The sequence below is a fragment of the Pseudocitrobacter cyperus genome (assembly GCF_039889165.1).
Classification (GTDB): domain Bacteria; phylum Pseudomonadota; class Gammaproteobacteria; order Enterobacterales; family Enterobacteriaceae; genus Pseudocitrobacter; species Pseudocitrobacter cyperus.
In genome coordinates this window covers 435,828-452,338 of sequence record NZ_JAYMYY010000003.1, presented here as the reverse complement: position 1 = coordinate 452,338, position 16,511 = coordinate 435,828, and the positions used below count along the sequence as shown (strand labels likewise).

Below are 16,511 nucleotides of genomic sequence, written 5' to 3'. Positions count from 1 at the left end.
ACAAAACCCCGGGCGCAAAGACGCCCGGGGTAATAACAAATACACCTGCGCTATTTTAAAAGGGATCGAAAATGGGAAAGTTAACACTGATCGCATGGGGGCTGGCGAGTAGCCTCTGTTCAGCCTCCCTCCTCGCCGAAGAGACGCCACGGTTTATCTCTTCAAAAACTTTGCATGAACAGCAGGAACTACCGGCGTTATCCGGCAAAGTTGATTTACCACTCGACCCCGCCGCACCAGGCGTCCTGACGCTGAATAATGCCGTCAATCGCGCCGTAAGCTGGCATCCTTCAATCCAGGAAGCCGTAGGGAAACTGCTTGCCCAGAATGAACAGGTCGATGTCGCCAAATCGAAATATTATCCGCAAATCAGCGCCGGTATGAACAACGGCTATGCCAATAACTATGTCGACCACGGCTTTAGCCCGTCGCTGGTTGTTTCGTTGTCGCAGATGCTTTATGACTTCGGCAAAGTGGCAAGCCAGGTGCGAGCGGAAAGCGCAGGCGTGGCGCAGGAACAGGCCAACGTACTCATCAGCATCGATAACGTCGGGCACAGCACCGCCGTCGCCATGGTGCAGGTGCAAACCTGGCAGCAAATGGTGGAGGTGGCGCAGGAGCAACTCACCGCCCTCAACCACATCGGCGGGCTGATTCGCCAGCGTAGCGATGAAGGGGCGTCATCCCAGTCGGACACGGTGCAAACGGAAGCGCGCATTGAAGCCGCGCGAGCACAACTGATTCAGTACCAGGCGACCCGCGACAGCGCCCAGGCGACGCTGATGAGCTGGCTCGGCTGGAACACCCTCAATGGCATCAGCAACGACTTTCCCGATAAACTGGCGCAAAGCTGTAATATCGCCCAACCGGACGACCGGCTGGTGCCATCGGTGCTGGCCGCGTGGGCGCAGTCAAATGTCGCACAGGCCAATCTCGACTATGCTAACGCGCAGATGACCCCGACCATCTCGCTGGAACCGCAGGTTCAGCACTATCTGAACGACAAATATCCCAGCCATGAAGCGCTCGATCGCACACAGTACTCGGCGTGGGTGAAAGTCGAAATGCCTATCTATCAGGGCGGCGGGCTCACCGCCCGACGCAACGCCGCTAACTACGCCCTGAGCGCGGCGCAATCCACCATCCAGCGCGTGCGGCTGGAAGTGCGGCAACGCCTGCTGGAATCCCAAAGCGAAGCGCTCAATCTGGTGAACTCGCTGCTGGTACAACGGCGACAACAAGAGTACAGCGCCCGCACTCGCGAGCTCTACCAGCAACAATATCTTGAACTGGGTTCCCGCCCGCTGCTGGACGTACTGAACGCCGAGCAGGAGGTATTTCAGGCGCGCTTTTCTGAACTGCAAACCCTTAACCAACTGCATCAGCTTGAGCTGAATTGCCTCTATAACACCGGACGCCTGCGCAACGCGTTCAGCCTGGAAAATCGCAGCATCCAGTCAGTGGAGATCCAGCCATGAATAATGCAGAGAGCGCCGACACCTTTTTAACTGAACAGACGCTACAACGCTGGGCACAAGCCATCAGCCATATCGCCAACCACTACCGTATCGCCTGCTCGCCCGGCACCATTCAGGCTAATGCGCCGTGGTTTCGCGATAAAAGCCTGCTACCCGCGCTAACCCAGCTTTCACGTCAGGGCGGCCTGTCGTTTCGCCTGCTGGAAGCCAACAATCAAACCCTGAATAGCTGGCGTTTGCCGGTAGTGGCGGCGCTGAATAATGGTGAACTGGCGATTGTCGAACGCTTCGATGGTGAGAACATTGTCGAGGTGCGTTTTGTTGATGATTCGTCGCAGATCAACCGTCTGCCAATGGAAGAACTGCTCGGTAAAATTGACTACCTTGCGGCTCTGCGCCCACTTTCCGCACTGCGTGACAGCCGCGTCGACAGCTACATTTCCCGCTTCAGCCCCGACTGGCTGAAATCGCTGGTCATGCAGGATCTGCGCCCTTACGGCCCGGTGATGTTTGCCGCATTGCTGGTAAACGTGCTTTCGCTCGGCGGGATTGTCTTTTCCATGCAGGTGTATGACCGGGTGATCCCCGCGCAGTCTTACCCGACTCTCTACGTACTGGCCTTTGGCGTGTTGCTGTCGGTAATCTTTGGTTTCCTGCTACGCGTCGCGCGTGGGCATATTATGGATGTGCTCGGCAAACGCGCCGACATGCGCGTCTCCGACCGCGTGTTCAGTCACGCGCTGCGCCTGCGTAACAGCGCCATCCCGCGATCGACCGGCAGCTTTATTTCGCAACTTCGCGAGCTGGAACAGATCCGCGAGATGATCACCTCGTCGACGATCTCGACGATCGTCGATCTCCCCTTCTTTTTCCTGTTCGTGATCGTACTGGCGATCATCTCGCCGCAACTGGCGTGGATTGCGCCCGTCGCCGCCGTCATGATGGTGCTCCCCGGCATTCTGCTGCAAAAGAAACTGGCAGTGCTGGCCAACCAGGCGGCGCATGAATCCACCCTGCGCAATGCGGTGCTGGTGGAGAGCGTACAGGGGCTGGAAGACATCAAACTGATGCAGGCGGAGAACCGCTTTCTGCAGCAGTGGAACAGCTATATACGCATTACCGCCGAGTCCGGCCTGCGCACCAGGCAGATCTCCCAGGGGCTGATAAGCTGGGGGATCACCGTGCAAAGCCTGGTCTATAGCGCGGTGATCCTGTTTGGCGCGCCGAAGGTCATTGAAGGCGAGATGACTACCGGCGCGGTGGTTGCTGCATCCATGCTGGCTTCGCGGATGATCGCGCCGATGGCTAACCTGTGTGGCGTTCTGGCGCGCTGGCAGCAGGTGAAGGCAGCGAAATCGGGACTCGACAGCATTATGCAGCTCCCAACCGAAACTCAGCGTGACGACAGCGTGGTGCATCGCGATATTTTCCACGGCCACTATCTGTTTGAAAACGCGCAGTTTCGCTATCACAACGACGATCAGAACGTGCCGCTGAAAATCGCCCGTCTCGAAATCCAGCAGGGCGAGCGCATCGCCCTGCTCGGGCGCAATGGCGCGGGTAAGTCCACGTTACTTCAGGCGATGGCAGGCGGCGTGGAGCTGATTAGCGGCGAAGCGCGCCTCGACTCCCTGAGTATTGTGCAAATTGATATGGCCGATTTACGTCGCAACGTTGGCATGCTCAGCCAGAACGCCCGACTTTTCTTCGGTACCCTGCGCGAAAACCTGACCCTTGGCGCCCCACGCGCCAGCGATGACGAGATTTTCGCCACCCTGGAAGTGTGCGGCGCGGCAGGTTTTGTCCGCCAAATGGCAAAAGGGCTCGACCACCCGATTATGGAAGGCGGCGCGGGGCTTTCCGGCGGGCAGCGACAATCCATTCTGTTGGCGCGCATGCTGCTGCGCTCGCCCAACATCGTTCTGCTGGACGAACCCACCGCCTCCCTCGACGACCACACCGAACGCGAGTTCATTCAGCGGCTAAATCAGTGGCTGGGCAACCGCACATTGATTGTCGCCACCCATCGTGTGCCGGTTCTCGAACTGGTAGATCGCGTAGTGGTGCTGAAAGATGGGCAAGTGGTGATGGACGCCCCGAAATCGCAGGCGCTGGGCGGCAACCGCATCGGCACACCGACCACCGGACGGGAGTGGAAAAATGAAAACCAGTCAGCATGATGTATTAATGGATGACCCGGACATCAGCCACGAGCGGGAGTTCTCCGGAGCCAGTCGTATTATTATGATCAGCACTCTTTTATTTGTGCTGCTTGGCGTATGGGCGTGGTTTGGCACGCTTGATGAAGTCTCGACCGGTACCGGAAAAGTGGTTCCAAGCTCACGCGAACAGGTTTTGCAGTCGCTGGACGGCGGTATTCTGGCAGAGCTCATGGTGCGCGAAGGTGATAAAGTGCAGGCCGGACAAGTCGTCGCCCGCATGGATCCGACGCGCTCCGAGTCCAACGTTGGTGAAAGCGCCGCCCGCTACCGTGCGTCGCTGGCCTCCAGTGCCCGACTGAATGCCGAGGTCAATGATCTTCCTCTCACCTTCCCCGACTCACTGAAAGCCTGGCCTGACCTTCTCGCCAGCGAAACCCGTCTCTACCGCTCGCGCCGCGCACAACTGGCGGATTCCGAAGCGGAGATCAAAGACGCGATGGTGTCGGTGAATAAAGAACTGGCGATCACCCAGCGCCTGGAAAAGAGCGGCGCCGCAAGCCACGTAGAAGTGCTGCGCCTGCAACGCCAGCGCAGCGACCTCAGCCTGAAACTAACGGACTTACGCTCGCAGTACTACGTGCAGGCGCGCGAAGCGCTCTCCAAAGCCAACGCGGAAGTGGACATGCTGCTGGCTATCATCAAAGGGCGTGAAGACTCAGTCACCCGCCTGACCATCCGCTCACCGGTGCGCGGGATTGTCAAAAATATCCAGGTCACTACCCTGAACGGCGTGATCCCGCCCAACGGCGACCTGATGGAGATAGTCCCGATAGATGACCGCCTGCTGATTGAAGCGCGACTCTCCCCGCGCGACATTGCATTCATCCACCCCGGCCAGCGTGCGCTGGTGAAGATAACCGCCTATGACTATGCCATTTACGGCGGGCTGGAAGGCGAAGTGGAGACCATCTCCCCGGACACCATCCAGGACAAAGCCAAGCCGGAGATTTTCTACTACCGTGTTTTCATCCGCACCCACCAGGATTACCTGGTAAACAAAGCCGGGCATCATTTCTCCATCGTTCCGGGAATGATCGCCACCGTGGATATCAAAACCGGTGAAAAAACTATCGTTGACTACCTGATCAAACCCTTTAACCGGGCGAAAGAGGCGCTACGTGAACGATAAATGAACGCCTGACGGCTTGTGGGCATTGAAGGGTGGCAGAGCGTGTGGCAACTCTGTTATACTTGTTTTAACACTATTGGGGCTGATTCTGGATTCGACGGGATTTGCGAAACCCAAGGTGCATGCCGAGGGGCGGTTTGCCTCGTAAAAAGCCGCAAAAAAATAGTCGCAAACGACGAAAACTACGCTTTAGCAGCTTAATAACCTGCTCTGAGCCCTCTCTCCCTAGCTTCCGCTCTTAAGACGGGGATCAAAGAGAGGTCAAATCCAAAAGAGATCGCGTGGAAGCCCTGCCTGGGGTTGAAGCGTTAAAACTAATCAGGCTAGTCTGGTAGTGGCGTGTCTGTCCGCAGGTGCCAGGCGAATGTAAAGACTGACTAAGCATGTAGTACCGAGGATGTAGGAATTTCGGACGCGGGTTCAACTCCCGCCAGCTCCACCACTTTTGATAGGACTGCAACCGGACAGCGGCAATAAAAACAGCCACTTACGGACACTGACCAGACAGCAGGCAGACCGAGAAAAGACAAAAATATGCACGTGAAATGCACGTGCACTTTAAAAGAACCCCAGATTTCACGGTCTGGGGTTTTTCTATTTGTAACTAAGGGTAACAAATTCCCCTCCCCCTTTCGCGTCCCGCTCGCCTTGACACTGTTTATTTTTACAGTAAAAATACTGTATGCAATCACAGTGGTTTTCCGGAGGAATTTATGTTCGTTGAACTGGTTTATGACAAACGCAATGTAGAGGGGCTTGAAGGGGCCAGAGAAATTATTCTGGCCGAGCTGACGAAGCGGGTGCACCAGATTTTCCCTGATGCCGAGGTGAAAGTGAAGCCGATGCAGGCAAACGGCTTGAATAGCGATGCCAGCAAAAGCGATCGGGAAAAGCTGAACCGCATGCTGGAAGAGATGTTTGAGGAATCCGATATGTGGCTTGCTGAAGAATAAACGGCCAAAAACCCCTGATAAAACTCCAGGTTATGTGATTTGGTATTTGATTGTACTATTCAACCAACTGATTCACTGAGCGGTGATTCTAGTCCGTTTGAATACATAAAATAATCAAATCAATGTAAAAGGACTTCGGATGGAAAAGCTTTGCTTCCCTCCCTTGCTTCCACCTGGGTTTCATGATCTTGATGATTCTTCAATCAAAAGGTTGTGTGTGGATCAATTTCCAGAGTCCACCAGAAGGGGCATGTTGTACTACAATTATACACAGTTAATATCTAATATTAGAAGCCTTCAGCAACAGTTTAAGTGCTTCATTGAACTCTGGATTGACGGTTCTTTTACAACAGAAAAACCCGAACCAGATGATATTGATATCCTTTTAGTAATTGATCATGCGTTGTTAGACAAGGTACCAGTAATGTTCCAACCTCAGATTGAGAAGTTGTTGGATCGGCCTTTCATTAAGCACAATTACAACATTGATCTACTTCTTTTGTATAAAAACCATGCGGGATGCGATTATGAGAATGACCGCATGTACTGGCGAGGGGTATTCTGTCATGACAGAGAGGATACGCCCAAGGGGATAGCGAGGCTGTCATTATGAACGAAAAAACAAATATGATTTCCCTAGAGGGGCGTATTCAGTTCGTTCAGAAAAAACTCGATTTCTTCGCAGCAAAGGGGGAAATGAGTTTTGCTGATCGCCTGATGTTTAACAATATGACTTCATATATGAGTGACCTTCAAGCTGAGCAGCGAGCTATTGATGCTCGGCATCCGCTTCAAGATTTCATGGAGCTTCGCCTGAAAGGTGCTGTTGTCAATTTCGGGACGATCCCGCTTGAACTCTTGGGTTCAATTTCGAGCAATTTAGCATCACTTCTGCAAAGGGCGACACATAAGCTAGCTTCAGGAAAAGATTCGCAGCGAGTCCCTTATGATGTCAAAAATACTCTGAACATGCGCCTTGCCGAACTTTCACCTGGTTCGACTAAACTTGGCCTAACGTTTTCGACAGGTCAGTGTGAATTAGTTGAGACTACATCAAGTAAAGCAGTTAAAGAAATCATAAACTTGCTTACTACTTCAGATGCAATAAGTTTGATGAATCTAGTGGCTGAAATCGGGTTCAACGCAGCACTAAGTCTGAAAAAAATCGTTGAAGAGTGCGATAAAAATCAGATTGATTTTGATTTAACTTGGGTTGGCCCCTTCAGTGAAGGACGCCAGTTTGTTTCTGTTTCCTCAAAGCAGATCAAGTTACTCAATGATCGTCTAGCGGCCACTACAATGTCTCAACCTACTACTGAGATAATTGTTGGGGAACTTGCAAGTCTTTCAAAATACGGAAAACTTGAAATAGAAGTTGACGGGGAGCGTTTGAAAGCTTCCTTCCCTGTTGAAATGTTACATGAAATCCAAAAATCTCATAAAGTTGGGCAAAAGCTATCAGTTACTGTTGAAGTTACTGAAATTTATAATGAAAATATAGGCTTCCATCGCAAGAATTTCTTAGTTAAATCCATTAACTAACCTAGACCCGGCCATCGAGCCGGGTTTTCTTTATTCTTTTTCAGGCATATTAAGCATTTGACGCAATTTTTTATTCACTTCTTTCTGTCGCCTCGTAAACTCCACCTCAGCTTCAGCCTTTTCCTCTTTGCCCCTTAACTTGGTTGGCTCGACTTCCACAGCGAGCAAAGCGGCCAGGCAATCTTCTTTCGTAAACAAGTACGGTGACTTGGGCCTGTCGCTAACTCGGTAGGCTTTGAGCCTACCATCAAGAACCCACTGGGTTACGGTAGCCGTAGAAATACCAAGTAGCTCAGCGGCTTCCTTTCGTGTCAATGTCAGCTTTTCCAAAAAGACGTCCATTTAACATTCAATGAGGAGAGCATAACTTGAACATATATTTGATGGATCTGAAAGAAGTTTGTAAAGCTGTAGGATTCAAAAAGGCATCCATTTACAGTTGGATGAACGCGGGTGAATTCCCAAAATCCATTAAGATAGGTAGATCCGTAAGGTGGTTATCAACAGAAGTGGAAGAATGGATAGCCGGAAAGATTAGTGCTGCGAGACAGGGAAAATAGCGATTTTCCAAAGAGCCAAACGTGGTTAGTGTCTGAGTCCCCGACAAATCGCCGGGTTGGGCTGTGATACGATAAAGGCTGCCGTAATATCCCCGACAGCCTTTTTTGGATTTGTAATTATGCGTCACCTTCAGGGGGTGTCGGCCAGGTGTTATCCGGCGCTTTCGACGAGTCCACTGCCTGCACTGCTTTGATGTAGTTCATCCAGGCTATCAGGCTGGCTTTATCCTCATCGCTGATAATGCCCAACTGTAATTCAGTCTGCCACAGACTAATCGTTGCCTGAGCCTCAAGCAGTAGCGCCGCTTTCTGTTGCTCCGCCGCTTCCACCTCCACCGCGTGCTGCGCTTCCGTATCTGTCACCCACTCGCTACCGTTCCACGTATCGTAAGGCGTAGCAGGTTTCAGTGTGGTGGTGCCTTCCGGGTAATCTCCGGGCAAAGAAACAATTTCCGATTCGCCTGTTTCAGTATCGTATACCGTTTCACCACGGCGGTCGGCGACGTATTCCCAGGCGGTGAAATCAGCTGCCCGGCAAATAGCAAAGCCCCCTTTGCTCTCGCCGGGGGCGTCGATGCATGAGTTAGCAGGAAGTCCAACGCCAATAGCCAGATACTCAACTGATGAAGAAAGAAATTCGCGTGTATCACCATCATAGTTAAAAACAGTAATATCGCCTGCTGATGTTGCAATCATGTTTTCGTCCAGAATAGCCTCTGCCATCATGCAGCCCTCACAATATAGTTAAATGCGACGTTGCGCGGGCGCGTTTCATCACCAAACTTATCCGAACCCGCAGTTGTTTTAGCAGAATATGTATTTAAGGTTGTACCTGTTGAGGGGTTGGGGTTGTATTCATTTGTTCCTGAAGGGTAATAAGTTATTGCTGTAGTATTATCAGTGAATACCGATGTCATTAATCCATCGCCTCCAGACCCCGCGGTAGTAGGGATATAATGTCGGTGATCGTACGAAAGCCCATTCTGCGATGATAATAATGAACGCCCGGAATCAACTCCACGTCCATCATCCCAGCCTCGTAAAAATTCCCCCCGCAAGTCTGGAAGTTTTCCCGATGGATATGCTTTTGCCAGTAATGGGTAGGTGCTTGTATTGAAATTAGCACCATTACATTTTAACCAGCCAGTTGGTGGGGTTGCGGTAGGCCAAGGCATCGGTATACCCGCAGGAACTGAACCATTAACTATCGCCTGTTTCAGCTTTGTAATAAACGCAGCACTATTGCCATCATCAAGCACATCCTGCGTCAAAGCATCTGAAACAAATTGTGCGACCGCAGAAGCGATAAATGTTGCCTGACGAATCGCTTTGTTAACCTGTGCACTAGATGCTTTACCTGCGGTAAACCCGGACAGCAAAGCCGGAAGTGCCTCCCAGTCAGCCTGTGACATGACGTTAGCGTTAGGATCAAGCGCAAACGCTTTAAAGTTATTTGTTGCCATTAGAGTAAAGTCCCCCATGCTCCTACATCGAACCCGGCGATGTATTCGTTATCCATATCAAAACCAAAGAATTTAGTCCCCTCGGACGGTGTTTCTACCGAGGGTGTTTCAACATCACCGGCCCATACGCCAGCTGCTTTTACGGTGAGATAGCCCTGTTTGATAGCGGCGATCAGTTCGAGAGACACATCAGAAATATCAGTCTCGGGGAAAACCCAGACCGAAATCGTCATGTCCTGGTTGTCGACGATCTGCATCTTCAGGCCAGAGCCTGCAGTCGCAGCGTCAAGGATGGGCGGCAGAGAGTCGTTGCGGCCGTCCCAGTTGTTGATAGCGATTTTTGCTTTCAGAATGATGCGGTAGGTGTCATCGCTCAGCGACGTATAGCCTGAATCCGGATCATACGGCCCTTGCCAGACGCCCTGGTCATATCCGAGCCCGTCGGTATCCCAGCTGAAATAAACACCCGTAATCGGCTGGCTGACTATACGGCTACGTCCGATCCAGAGCCCGAGGGTATCAAGCTGGATGCCTACCGCCGTATCAATGTCAAACGCGCTAACAAGCCCCCGGGTGGCTGATGTGATGTCAATAAGCGGCCGGGTGCTCAGGTCGATGTGATCAAAGTATTTCGGCCTGGTGGCGTGGTAGTTGGTGATTAAGTCTGTGTACTTACTCATGACGTCACCGTTAAGACAATATTTTCAGGCTTACAGGACGCTGATTCGTTGTAGGAAATATTGATATTCGCCGCCGCTACCGTTCCGGCAGATTTGCCAATCAGTAGCTCCTGAATGTCGTAATAGCGTGCACTGCCCCCACTCACCACGCCGAGGTTCGCAGGGGAGTAAATGCGGCTCAGCAGAACAGAATCACCGATCGTCAGCCCGTTGATGTAATCCGCGACGGCCTGCTGAATCTGTACGCCAATTTGCGACGTGTAGCCCGTAAAGGCTTTCAGTGTGATATGCCCGTAAATCGAAACATCAGTCGAACGCGAAAAACTGATCACGTGTGGATTGCCGTAAGTGTCCGGTACCGTGACAGAGGTCGTCCCGTAGGTCGCCGTTCCCTGCCCTTTATTACCCCGGATAGTCTGGGCAATGTCGGTCACGTCCCCGCCGTCCACGATGGCTGAGATAGAGTGTGGCGGCAGCCCGTTACTATCGGTCGCGCCAGTATCATTCTCGTAGAGCTTGTGACGTGTCACGCCAGCAACGTTAGCAATCGCACCGTCAACGCCCTCAAACGGCGTGATAGAGGGTAGCGCGACGCTCTGCCCCTGCCTGATGCGCAGCTCTGCGTCGGTTTCTGCTGGCGCGCCTACGGTGGCCGCCGCCGGGTTAGTTACCGATGTCCAGCCTCGGGTCGGCGTGTTGATGGTAGTAATTGTCCCCGCCAGCGCTGCGACCGCGCCGCTGTTTGAGCAGGTGGCAGTGGCCGTCACCGTACCGTCAACGCCAATCACTACCGAGGCAGGAAGACGCCAGATCACGTTATTAGTGTCTTTCACGGTACCGTTCGTGATGGTTGTCCCTGCGGTGCCGGTGAGCAGCAGATCCACGGTGGAGTTCGTCGCCCCTTTGCGCGCGATACCGTTAATTTTCACGTTACTGGTCAGCGCTGCGCCGTAACCCGTAGCAGGTGAGAAGCAGTTGTAAACAGTAATGGCCGTGTTATTGGCATCGTGAATAGCCAGCGCCACCAGCGCCACCATCTGGCCGTCTTTGCTGTCCGGCTCCAGATAAGCGTCACTGCCGTAAATCTGCTGGAAATAGCTTGTCAGGGTATCGAGTATCGTCTGGTAATCAGGCGCGCTGATCCCCTCAGCGGTTACCGTTGCCGATAAGCCGAGTGTGTCCAAATTGAGGGCCATTTATGCCTCGCTGGTTACTGTCGTTGTTCCGTAGATAGTGTCGATCTCAGCGAAGAACTGGACGCGGCGCGTCGTCGTGTTCACTGTCGTATTGAAAGAGAGAATGGATTTAACGCCCCGCGTTTCGAGAATGCGCTTACGGATCGCCAGGTTGTAGGTTTCCGGCTTCTGCTTACCGAGTACGGACTGAATCCACGGTGTCCCCTCTGTGGTGTCGAGAAACCACTGCCCATACCACAATTCGAATCGCGTTTTCACAGCCTGCGCGACGGCCTCCGGTGAGTTAATCAGCCAGGTATCATCGCCGCTGCCAAAAGTGTAATCGCCGTCGTCGTCCTCACGTCGGTATCGCATAATTACCCTCCCAGAGGTTTTGTATTGCTGCCGCCGCTTTCAACGCCGCCATGCGTATGCTTATCAACGATTGATCCATCCACCAACTGCAGGCGGCCGTCAGGCAGAATTTTCAGGCCATTGAGGTTGAAACCTCCCGGCGCGGTACCGGCTATCGCTCCACTTGAAGGATTAAGGCTCAGTTTGGTTCCGCCATCGTCGCTACGCAACTCAACCGCGCTGGTGCTGATACCGCTGATTTTCTGCGCCTGCGACTGCGGCCCGACGATACAGAACGCATCCGATAAATCATGCACCCGGTCGTCGACAGGCTCCTGTACCCCGCCGTTCTGCCACCAGAAATCGATGCAGCGATCGGCAAAAATCACCAGGCATTCATCGCCGGCTTTCACCGGGAAAGTTAACGTGCAGCCGCCGCCGCGCGGAAATATCACCGGTACATCCACCAGCAGCGGGTAATTTTTGGTAACGCGGTTGCCGTCGTTGTCAGTTTCAACCGAACGGATCGCAGGCTGCACAACCGCCGTCACCGCGCCAGGATCGAATGACTGAACGATGCCAGGCAAAGCGACGCGGATTTGGTTCTTTGTTGTCTCCCGCTCAGATTTAAATGTTTCGGCAAGGTCGCCGCTGCGGGTCTGGTCAGTTACTGCCATTGGTAGGCTCCAGAAAGCAAAAAACCCGCCGGATGGCGGGTTTGTATTTTGAGAAATTTCAGCTTATGCAGTTAACGAATCATCGCCAACCTTCAGCAGTTTGTTAACGATCGCATCGACCTCTTCCGCGTCCTGAATTGCACTTATCGCGGTAATCCGGTTGATTTTCCGTTCAAGCTTGTAATCAGAATTAACACGTTGGGCATGCGTCATTTTCAGTTTAACGCCGATTTTTTTTACTGCGTTAACATCAACATCGTTCAGTGCTGCTGCCTCACCGCTACAAAAAACGGTATAAACTCGCATGTGAACTCCACCTTTTAATTTTTCACCATCTTCTGTAGCAGTCGGTACAAGATTATTGGTGATCCTTAAGGCGGAATGGTACATGCCATAATATGCTCGGCTGATAGCGTTTCTTGTCCACATCTCACCGTTTAGAGTCAGGGAATGCTTCGCCAGTTCAAGGAAACAAGTATGCTCAACCGACATTAAAGTTCCCCCGCCTCAAAACATCCGACACATTCAGAATCCGCAAGACCAGCCATGATAATCTCATCAGCAAGGTCATTGTTCATCTGCGACAGGAGCGCTGGATCGTCTGTTTTGACTTCAACAAACAATGTATCAAGCTCAGACATCACATAAAAAGCATGGGCACCAGCCAGGCGAACGCGATACTTATCAGATACGTTCAGCATAAGCTGCCCAATTTTTTTAAGATCCTGAGCATGCTCCTGATGGGTGTGCAGGTAATCAAGTGTGTCATACCACTTTGCCATGTCTTCAGGGCGAGGCACTTCCATAGCAGTCAGCATCGGCATCACCTTTTCAAGCAAATCGATATCAGCCCAGTATGCAGAAATTGTAGCAACTTCAGCCAGTATCGTTGGGTTAAGTGAGTTGGCCGCATTCTGAATCATCGCGTACTGGCGAGCGTGCAAACCCAAGTTTCGCAGCGCTATCGTATAGTTACAGAAAGAAACTGAATCGTTAGGAGCGAGTCTTAACCCTTGCTCACAGAGAGAGCACCCCTCTTCGATTTCGCCAAGAACAAGCTTAGCTAAGCCTTCAATCGATAGCCCCTGATAACGTTCCGGGATTTTCTTAGCTTCACGAATGATTTGATGTACTTCAAATTCACTCAGAAGATTTTCACCCTTAGTTAATGAAGGGGTCAGAAGATCTAACAGTTCTCCTGATTTTGGCTGCGCTAAGCTCATGTTTTAGTTATTCCTGGCTTTTATGGGGGTGCATATCGATGGCAATTCACCATCAAAAAGTTAGAGCAGTGTAATCGCTAGCCTCAAAAAACGACAGTTTTTAGAGCACGTTTTGTTGTTTTTCAGATGAGACAGCGTTCAGGTTCTCTTCACCCAGCGACTTTTTTACACGGGAAAGAACCGATGATTTTCGGCGCGTCCATACTGTTCTGCAGCAGCTGGACGTTCAGGAAAGCTTTTCCGTTACGCTTCACAAACTCAAAGCCGTAATTGTTACCATCACGGGAAGGCATCAGGCCCATGTCCATTTTCATGTTTGAGTAGTCACCATCTTTTCCCAGAAATTTTATCTTCTGTGATGTGACAGTTTCACCGTTAATAACAGTCATTCCGTCACCGGTCATCGTGTAGTTGCCGCACTGAATTGCAGCCATCGCCGGAGCAGTAACCATCATAACTAACGCCAAACAGAACCGTTTCATTAAAGCCCTCTTTCCCTCGCTGATGAGGAAACAAGATCCGCCGCGCCACGCGCTTCGCACATCATATCCATGTACCACGCCTGGCCCCTTGTGTCGCCAGTGTACATAATCCCGCGCACAATATAAACGCCATCCGTTGCGATGCTGGCAGGCTGCGCGGTGGTACCGCTGAGCGTGATATTTCCGTCCGTGTTCTGGTCGGTGATCTGCCCGCCGGCCATCGCGATATCGTTGTTCGACAGCGCGGTGCGGAATACCGAAGCCTGATCCAGCTGAATGAGCCCGTTAACCCGGATGTTCGGGTTAATCAGCGCGCGGACGTTTACGCCGTTGCCGATAGTCTGCTGAGGCATACCGATAAGCCCGGTGGCACTGTTGAGCACAATCGCGTCGTGAACATATTCGTTATTCGCCACCATCTGGCGCTGACCATCCACGAACTGCCATGTTGCGCCACATTGTCCGGCCACGTTATCCATAAGATGCCGTGTCATGCCGAACAGCACCCGGCCCCGGGGGAAGACGGTAGCAGGCATTTCAGGCGTGAGACCTTCGGTCGCGCCTTTGGCCTCGAAGTCTTTCATCAGCGCACGGTTAACGTCTGCGACCGTATAACCGGCTGCGAGGGTCTGCGAGGTTATGCTGGTGGCAAAAGCCAGATCCGTATCGGCTGCCTGAATCAGGACGAAGGAATCAATGGGGCTGTCTTTTCCTGTGACCGAGTAGCGAATTTCGCCGCTGAAAATAAGCCCGTAGTTGCGGCCGTCACTCTGGCCCACGTCCGCCGCGTCGACTTCCCGCACGGTCCCGACGTCGCTGGCCGATACCTCCGGTGCGATACCATCGTAACCGGCAATCAGCCGCACTTTCGAAAACTCCTGCCCGGTGATGCGGTTCACCGTATCTGCCGAGAGGTTGTAGATTTTGAATGTTCCCACCCGTGACGCGCTGCTGATGTTGAACCAGTCGATCGTAAAGGTCACTTTAAAATCGCTGAGCTCAATACCCTGCCCGTTCTCGTCCACGAGCTGCAGCTCGAAATGTCTCATCCAGTTCTGTGACATGCTTACTCCGTTGATACCAGTAAATGACTGCGGCCGCCCAGGTCGGTTTTCGTCGGGTAATCCTGTGTGCTGTCGTCACAGACCACCACCAGCTTAAAGCCGAGCCCCATATAGCCGTACTGCGCCAGCAGGTCAGCCCCCGTTACGAGAGGAATACCGGAGATTACCGGCTCCCCTCTGTCGTTCTGCAGGTCCAAAATCCAGTACAGATCGCGCCAGGTGATGCTAATCCGCCAGGTGGTACCTGCCAGGATGATACTGAATTGCTGGTTATCCGCTGTCAGCGGGATTTCCTGAATTGCCATTAGCCGAGCCCCAGTAATGACGCCGCGTTACCCGTGATGCTTTTCAGCAGCGAGGTATTTGGCGGCTTTGTGGTTTTGTTGCCGGTATTCAGTACCGCCGACGTGCTGGCCCCGTCCTTCATGTTGGTTTTATCCGCGACGGTGATCTGCTGCGTCTGCGAGATAAGAACCTCCCTCAGGGTGAGGACGGCAGACAGGACGTTTTCGGTTGTCTTGTCTGTCGTCACTTCCAGCGCGCGGATTAGCATGTTGCTGTACAGCCGTTTGCCGGTTACCACATCGAAAGGGATACGGCTCGCCTGCAGGTCGAGTATCTCCTGATACGTCTGCTGGGGGCTCAGACCGAGCAGGCTGGTGGCCGTCAGATTACTGGCAAAATCCAGCAGCGATCCGCCACCAGCGAAACCGACCTCCATCACCACTTCAGACGGTTTTTTGTAGGCATGGTCGGCGATGGCGGCCCCAACCTCGACAGGGTGCTCGGTTATCTCCAGCGTGTCGGTGTGCTTCTCAGAAACAACCACGCTGGGGACTATCATCCCTATTTTTCGGGTCTGCTGTTGAAAGAGAGTTGAGAGAATATCCATTAGCCCACCTTCGTTTGATTGCCGCGCATAACCTGTGCGTTTGCCGACTGCTGCCGGCGCTCGACCTCGGTACCAACAGAACGCGGATCACCACCACCGTAAATGTGATAGGTGTTCTGCTGCTGTACCTGCGTTCCCTTCCCGGGCATGTTACTCAACACCTTAGGAATGTAGTTGCGGGTTTCCTGCGGCATCAGGGCCATTCCGTGCTTCTGCACGTTCCCGATCCCCCAGTTGTATGAGGCCAGCGCCTTGCTCAGGTCACCGCCATTTGCCTTCAGCAATTGTGAGAGATATTTAGCGGCTGCCTGCGCGGCCTTTTCAGGGTTGAATACGTCGTTCCCGCGCAGGCCCATATCACGCGCGGTGCCGTCCATAAACTGAAACAGCCCTTTAGCGCCAGCACCTGAAACAGCGAACTGATTTCCGCCCGATTCAGTGATGGCCACACTGCGCAGCAAACCTTCCGGAAGCCGGTAGAGCTGTTCCAGGCTGGTGAGCATCGGTTGCATCCATCCCAGCAACTCAGAGCCTGCTTTTGATGGCTGCGGCTGCTTTACGCCTGCAAGAGGTAAGCCACTCGCATCTGTGGGGGTGAATGCTGCCGCCTCTGCAGT

General features: G+C 52.7%; 20 protein-coding genes, 1 other RNA gene and 1 pseudogene. 8 read left to right on the top strand and 14 right to left on the bottom strand.

Translation table 11 applies throughout. The annotated features are described in order from the left end of the window. The first annotated feature begins 71 nt into the window (after positions 1-71). From VSR74_RS13760 to VSR74_RS13730, 7 genes are all read left to right on the top strand, one after another. Positions 72-1,478 carry a TolC family outer membrane protein gene (locus VSR74_RS13760; RefSeq protein WP_347795212.1) on the top strand — a complete coding sequence of 469 codons (1,407 nt, stop codon included), beginning with the start codon at positions 72-74 and terminating at the stop codon, positions 1,476-1,478. Then, the gene (locus VSR74_RS13755; RefSeq protein WP_347795211.1) at positions 1,475-3,658 is read left to right on the top strand and encodes a type I secretion system permease/ATPase; all 2,184 of its coding nucleotides are present in this window, start codon (positions 1,475-1,477) and stop codon (positions 3,656-3,658) included. Before VSR74_RS13760 ends, VSR74_RS13755 begins: the two co-directional genes overlap by 4 nt. Before the next feature lie 7 nt (positions 3,659-3,665). Then, positions 3,666-4,829, top strand: coding sequence for an HlyD family efflux transporter periplasmic adaptor subunit (locus VSR74_RS13750; RefSeq protein ID WP_347795257.1), 1,164 nt, complete (start codon positions 3,666-3,668; stop codon positions 4,827-4,829). Between the two features lie 78 nt (positions 4,830-4,907). Further along, positions 4,908-5,271: a transfer-messenger RNA gene (gene ssrA / locus VSR74_RS13745) on the top strand. A gap of 271 nt (positions 5,272-5,542) precedes the next feature. After that, positions 5,543-5,782: a DinI family protein gene (locus VSR74_RS13740; RefSeq protein ID WP_347795210.1), complete on the top strand. Its 240-nt coding sequence runs from the start codon at positions 5,543-5,545 to the stop codon at positions 5,780-5,782. Between the two features lie 139 nt (positions 5,783-5,921). Next, complete coding sequence (locus VSR74_RS13735; protein WP_347795209.1) at positions 5,922-6,395, top strand: DUF6932 family protein; 474 nt, start codon at positions 5,922-5,924, stop codon at positions 6,393-6,395. Beyond that, positions 6,392-7,324: a hypothetical protein gene (locus tag VSR74_RS13730; protein ID WP_347795208.1), complete on the top strand. Its 933-nt coding sequence runs from the start codon at positions 6,392-6,394 to the stop codon at positions 7,322-7,324. The genes VSR74_RS13735 and VSR74_RS13730 overlap by 4 nt, the downstream gene beginning before the upstream one ends. Positions 7,325-7,354: 30 nt before the next feature. Here the strand turns inward: VSR74_RS13730 and VSR74_RS13725 are convergent, their stop codons facing one another. Then, positions 7,355-7,654, bottom strand: a complete 300-nt coding sequence (locus VSR74_RS13725) for a helix-turn-helix domain-containing protein (RefSeq protein ID WP_347795207.1) — start codon at positions 7,652-7,654, stop codon at positions 7,355-7,357. Between the two features lie 53 nt (positions 7,655-7,707). Here VSR74_RS13725 and VSR74_RS13720 point away from each other — a divergent pair, with 53 nt between their 5' ends. Further along, positions 7,708-7,884: a helix-turn-helix transcriptional regulator gene (locus tag VSR74_RS13720; protein WP_347795256.1), complete on the top strand. Its 177-nt coding sequence runs from the start codon at positions 7,708-7,710 to the stop codon at positions 7,882-7,884. Positions 7,885-8,001: 117 nt separating this feature from the next. Here the strand turns inward: VSR74_RS13720 and VSR74_RS13715 are convergent, their stop codons facing one another. The 13 genes and pseudogenes from VSR74_RS13715 to VSR74_RS23250 all read right to left on the bottom strand — a co-directional run. Next, on the bottom strand, positions 8,002-8,607 hold the full coding sequence (locus tag VSR74_RS13715) for a tail fiber assembly protein (protein ID WP_347795255.1): 606 nt from the start codon (positions 8,605-8,607) through the stop codon (positions 8,002-8,004). Further along, the gene (locus VSR74_RS13710) at positions 8,607-9,347 is read right to left on the bottom strand and encodes a tail fiber protein (RefSeq protein ID WP_347795206.1); all 741 of its coding nucleotides are present in this window, start codon (positions 9,345-9,347) and stop codon (positions 8,607-8,609) included. Before VSR74_RS13710 ends, VSR74_RS13715 begins: the two co-directional genes overlap by 1 nt. After that, the gene (locus VSR74_RS13705) at positions 9,347-10,027 is read right to left on the bottom strand and encodes a DUF2612 domain-containing protein (RefSeq protein ID WP_347795205.1); all 681 of its coding nucleotides are present in this window, start codon (positions 10,025-10,027) and stop codon (positions 9,347-9,349) included. The genes VSR74_RS13710 and VSR74_RS13705 overlap by 1 nt, the downstream gene beginning before the upstream one ends. Further along, positions 10,024-11,223 (bottom strand): baseplate J/gp47 family protein, encoded by a 1,200-nt coding sequence (locus VSR74_RS13700; RefSeq protein WP_347795204.1) that lies wholly within the window; start codon positions 11,221-11,223, stop codon positions 10,024-10,026. Before VSR74_RS13700 ends, VSR74_RS13705 begins: the two co-directional genes overlap by 4 nt. Next, on the bottom strand, positions 11,224-11,577 hold the full coding sequence (locus VSR74_RS13695; RefSeq protein WP_023332023.1) for a thioredoxin domain-containing protein: 354 nt from the start codon (positions 11,575-11,577) through the stop codon (positions 11,224-11,226). It abuts the gene before it with no gap. A gap of 2 nt (positions 11,578-11,579) precedes the next feature. Continuing rightward, positions 11,580-12,233, bottom strand: a complete 654-nt coding sequence (locus tag VSR74_RS13690) for a Gp138 family membrane-puncturing spike protein (RefSeq protein ID WP_047345217.1) — start codon at positions 12,231-12,233, stop codon at positions 11,580-11,582. Between the two features lie 63 nt (positions 12,234-12,296). Beyond that, complete coding sequence (locus VSR74_RS13685) at positions 12,297-12,725, bottom strand: hypothetical protein (RefSeq protein ID WP_058690854.1); 429 nt, start codon at positions 12,723-12,725, stop codon at positions 12,297-12,299. After that, positions 12,725-13,456 (bottom strand): hypothetical protein, encoded by a 732-nt coding sequence (locus VSR74_RS13680; RefSeq protein ID WP_047064124.1) that lies wholly within the window; start codon positions 13,454-13,456, stop codon positions 12,725-12,727. Before VSR74_RS13680 ends, VSR74_RS13685 begins: the two co-directional genes overlap by 1 nt. A 149-nt stretch (positions 13,457-13,605) precedes the next feature. Next, positions 13,606-13,938 carry a hypothetical protein gene (locus VSR74_RS13675; RefSeq protein ID WP_063157990.1) on the bottom strand — a complete coding sequence of 111 codons (333 nt, stop codon included), beginning with the start codon at positions 13,936-13,938 and terminating at the stop codon, positions 13,606-13,608. Further along, positions 13,938-15,002, bottom strand: coding sequence for a hypothetical protein (locus VSR74_RS13670; RefSeq protein ID WP_347795203.1), 1,065 nt, complete (start codon positions 15,000-15,002; stop codon positions 13,938-13,940). Before VSR74_RS13670 ends, VSR74_RS13675 begins: the two co-directional genes overlap by 1 nt. 2 nt (positions 15,003-15,004) lie before the next feature. Beyond that, a complete protein-coding gene (locus tag VSR74_RS13665; protein ID WP_023344722.1) occupies positions 15,005-15,307 on the bottom strand; it encodes a phage baseplate plug family protein in 303 nt (100 codons plus the stop codon). Continuing rightward, complete coding sequence (locus VSR74_RS13660) at positions 15,307-15,894, bottom strand: phage baseplate protein (protein ID WP_032625709.1); 588 nt, start codon at positions 15,892-15,894, stop codon at positions 15,307-15,309. The genes VSR74_RS13665 and VSR74_RS13660 overlap by 1 nt, the downstream gene beginning before the upstream one ends. After that, a pseudogene (locus VSR74_RS23250) lies at positions 15,894-16,454 on the bottom strand (lytic transglycosylase domain-containing protein); the annotation flags it as partial. The gene VSR74_RS13660 and the pseudogene VSR74_RS23250, both read right to left, overlap by 1 nt. Between the last annotated feature and the right edge of the window lie 57 nt (positions 16,455-16,511).

Bases quoted from the DNA above. Each gene is read 5' to 3' on its own strand.
- VSR74_RS13670 (WP_347795203.1), bottom strand. From the start codon at position 15,002: ATGTCACAGAACTGGATGAGACATTTCGAGCTGCAGCTCGTGGACGAG.
- VSR74_RS13685 (WP_058690854.1), bottom strand. From the start codon at position 12,725: ATGTCGGTTGAGCATACTTGTTTCCTTGAACTGGCGAAGCATTCCCTG.
- VSR74_RS13700 (WP_347795204.1), bottom strand. From the start codon at position 11,223: ATGGCCCTCAATTTGGACACACTCGGCTTATCGGCAACGGTAACCGCT.
- VSR74_RS13715 (WP_347795255.1), bottom strand. From the start codon at position 8,607: ATGGCAGAGGCTATTCTGGACGAAAACATGATTGCAACATCAGCAGGC.
- VSR74_RS13695 (WP_023332023.1), bottom strand. From the start codon at position 11,577: ATGCGATACCGACGTGAGGACGACGACGGCGATTACACTTTTGGCAGC.
- VSR74_RS13705 (WP_347795205.1), bottom strand. From the start codon at position 10,027: ATGAGTAAGTACACAGACTTAATCACCAACTACCACGCCACCAGGCCG.
- VSR74_RS13665 (WP_023344722.1), bottom strand. From the start codon at position 15,307: ATGGCAATTCAGGAAATCCCGCTGACAGCGGATAACCAGCAATTCAGT.
- VSR74_RS13720 (WP_347795256.1), top strand. From the start codon at position 7,708: ATGGATCTGAAAGAAGTTTGTAAAGCTGTAGGATTCAAAAAGGCATCC.
- VSR74_RS13750 (WP_347795257.1), top strand. From the start codon at position 3,666: ATGGATGACCCGGACATCAGCCACGAGCGGGAGTTCTCCGGAGCCAGT.
- VSR74_RS13740 (WP_347795210.1), top strand. From the start codon at position 5,543: ATGTTCGTTGAACTGGTTTATGACAAACGCAATGTAGAGGGGCTTGAA.
- VSR74_RS13680 (WP_047064124.1), bottom strand. From the start codon at position 13,456: ATGAGCTTAGCGCAGCCAAAATCAGGAGAACTGTTAGATCTTCTGACC.
- VSR74_RS13690 (WP_047345217.1), bottom strand. From the start codon at position 12,233: ATGGCAGTAACTGACCAGACCCGCAGCGGCGACCTTGCCGAAACATTT.
- VSR74_RS13675 (WP_063157990.1), bottom strand. From the start codon at position 13,938: ATGAAACGGTTCTGTTTGGCGTTAGTTATGATGGTTACTGCTCCGGCG.
- VSR74_RS13660 (WP_032625709.1), bottom strand. From the start codon at position 15,894: ATGGATATTCTCTCAACTCTCTTTCAACAGCAGACCCGAAAAATAGGG.
- VSR74_RS13710 (WP_347795206.1), bottom strand. From the start codon at position 9,347: ATGGCAACAAATAACTTTAAAGCGTTTGCGCTTGATCCTAACGCTAAC.
- VSR74_RS13755 (WP_347795211.1), top strand. From the start codon at position 1,475: ATGAATAATGCAGAGAGCGCCGACACCTTTTTAACTGAACAGACGCTA.
- VSR74_RS13730 (WP_347795208.1), top strand. From the start codon at position 6,392: ATGAACGAAAAAACAAATATGATTTCCCTAGAGGGGCGTATTCAGTTC.
- VSR74_RS13735 (WP_347795209.1), top strand. From the start codon at position 5,922: ATGGAAAAGCTTTGCTTCCCTCCCTTGCTTCCACCTGGGTTTCATGAT.
- VSR74_RS13760 (WP_347795212.1), top strand. From the start codon at position 72: ATGGGAAAGTTAACACTGATCGCATGGGGGCTGGCGAGTAGCCTCTGT.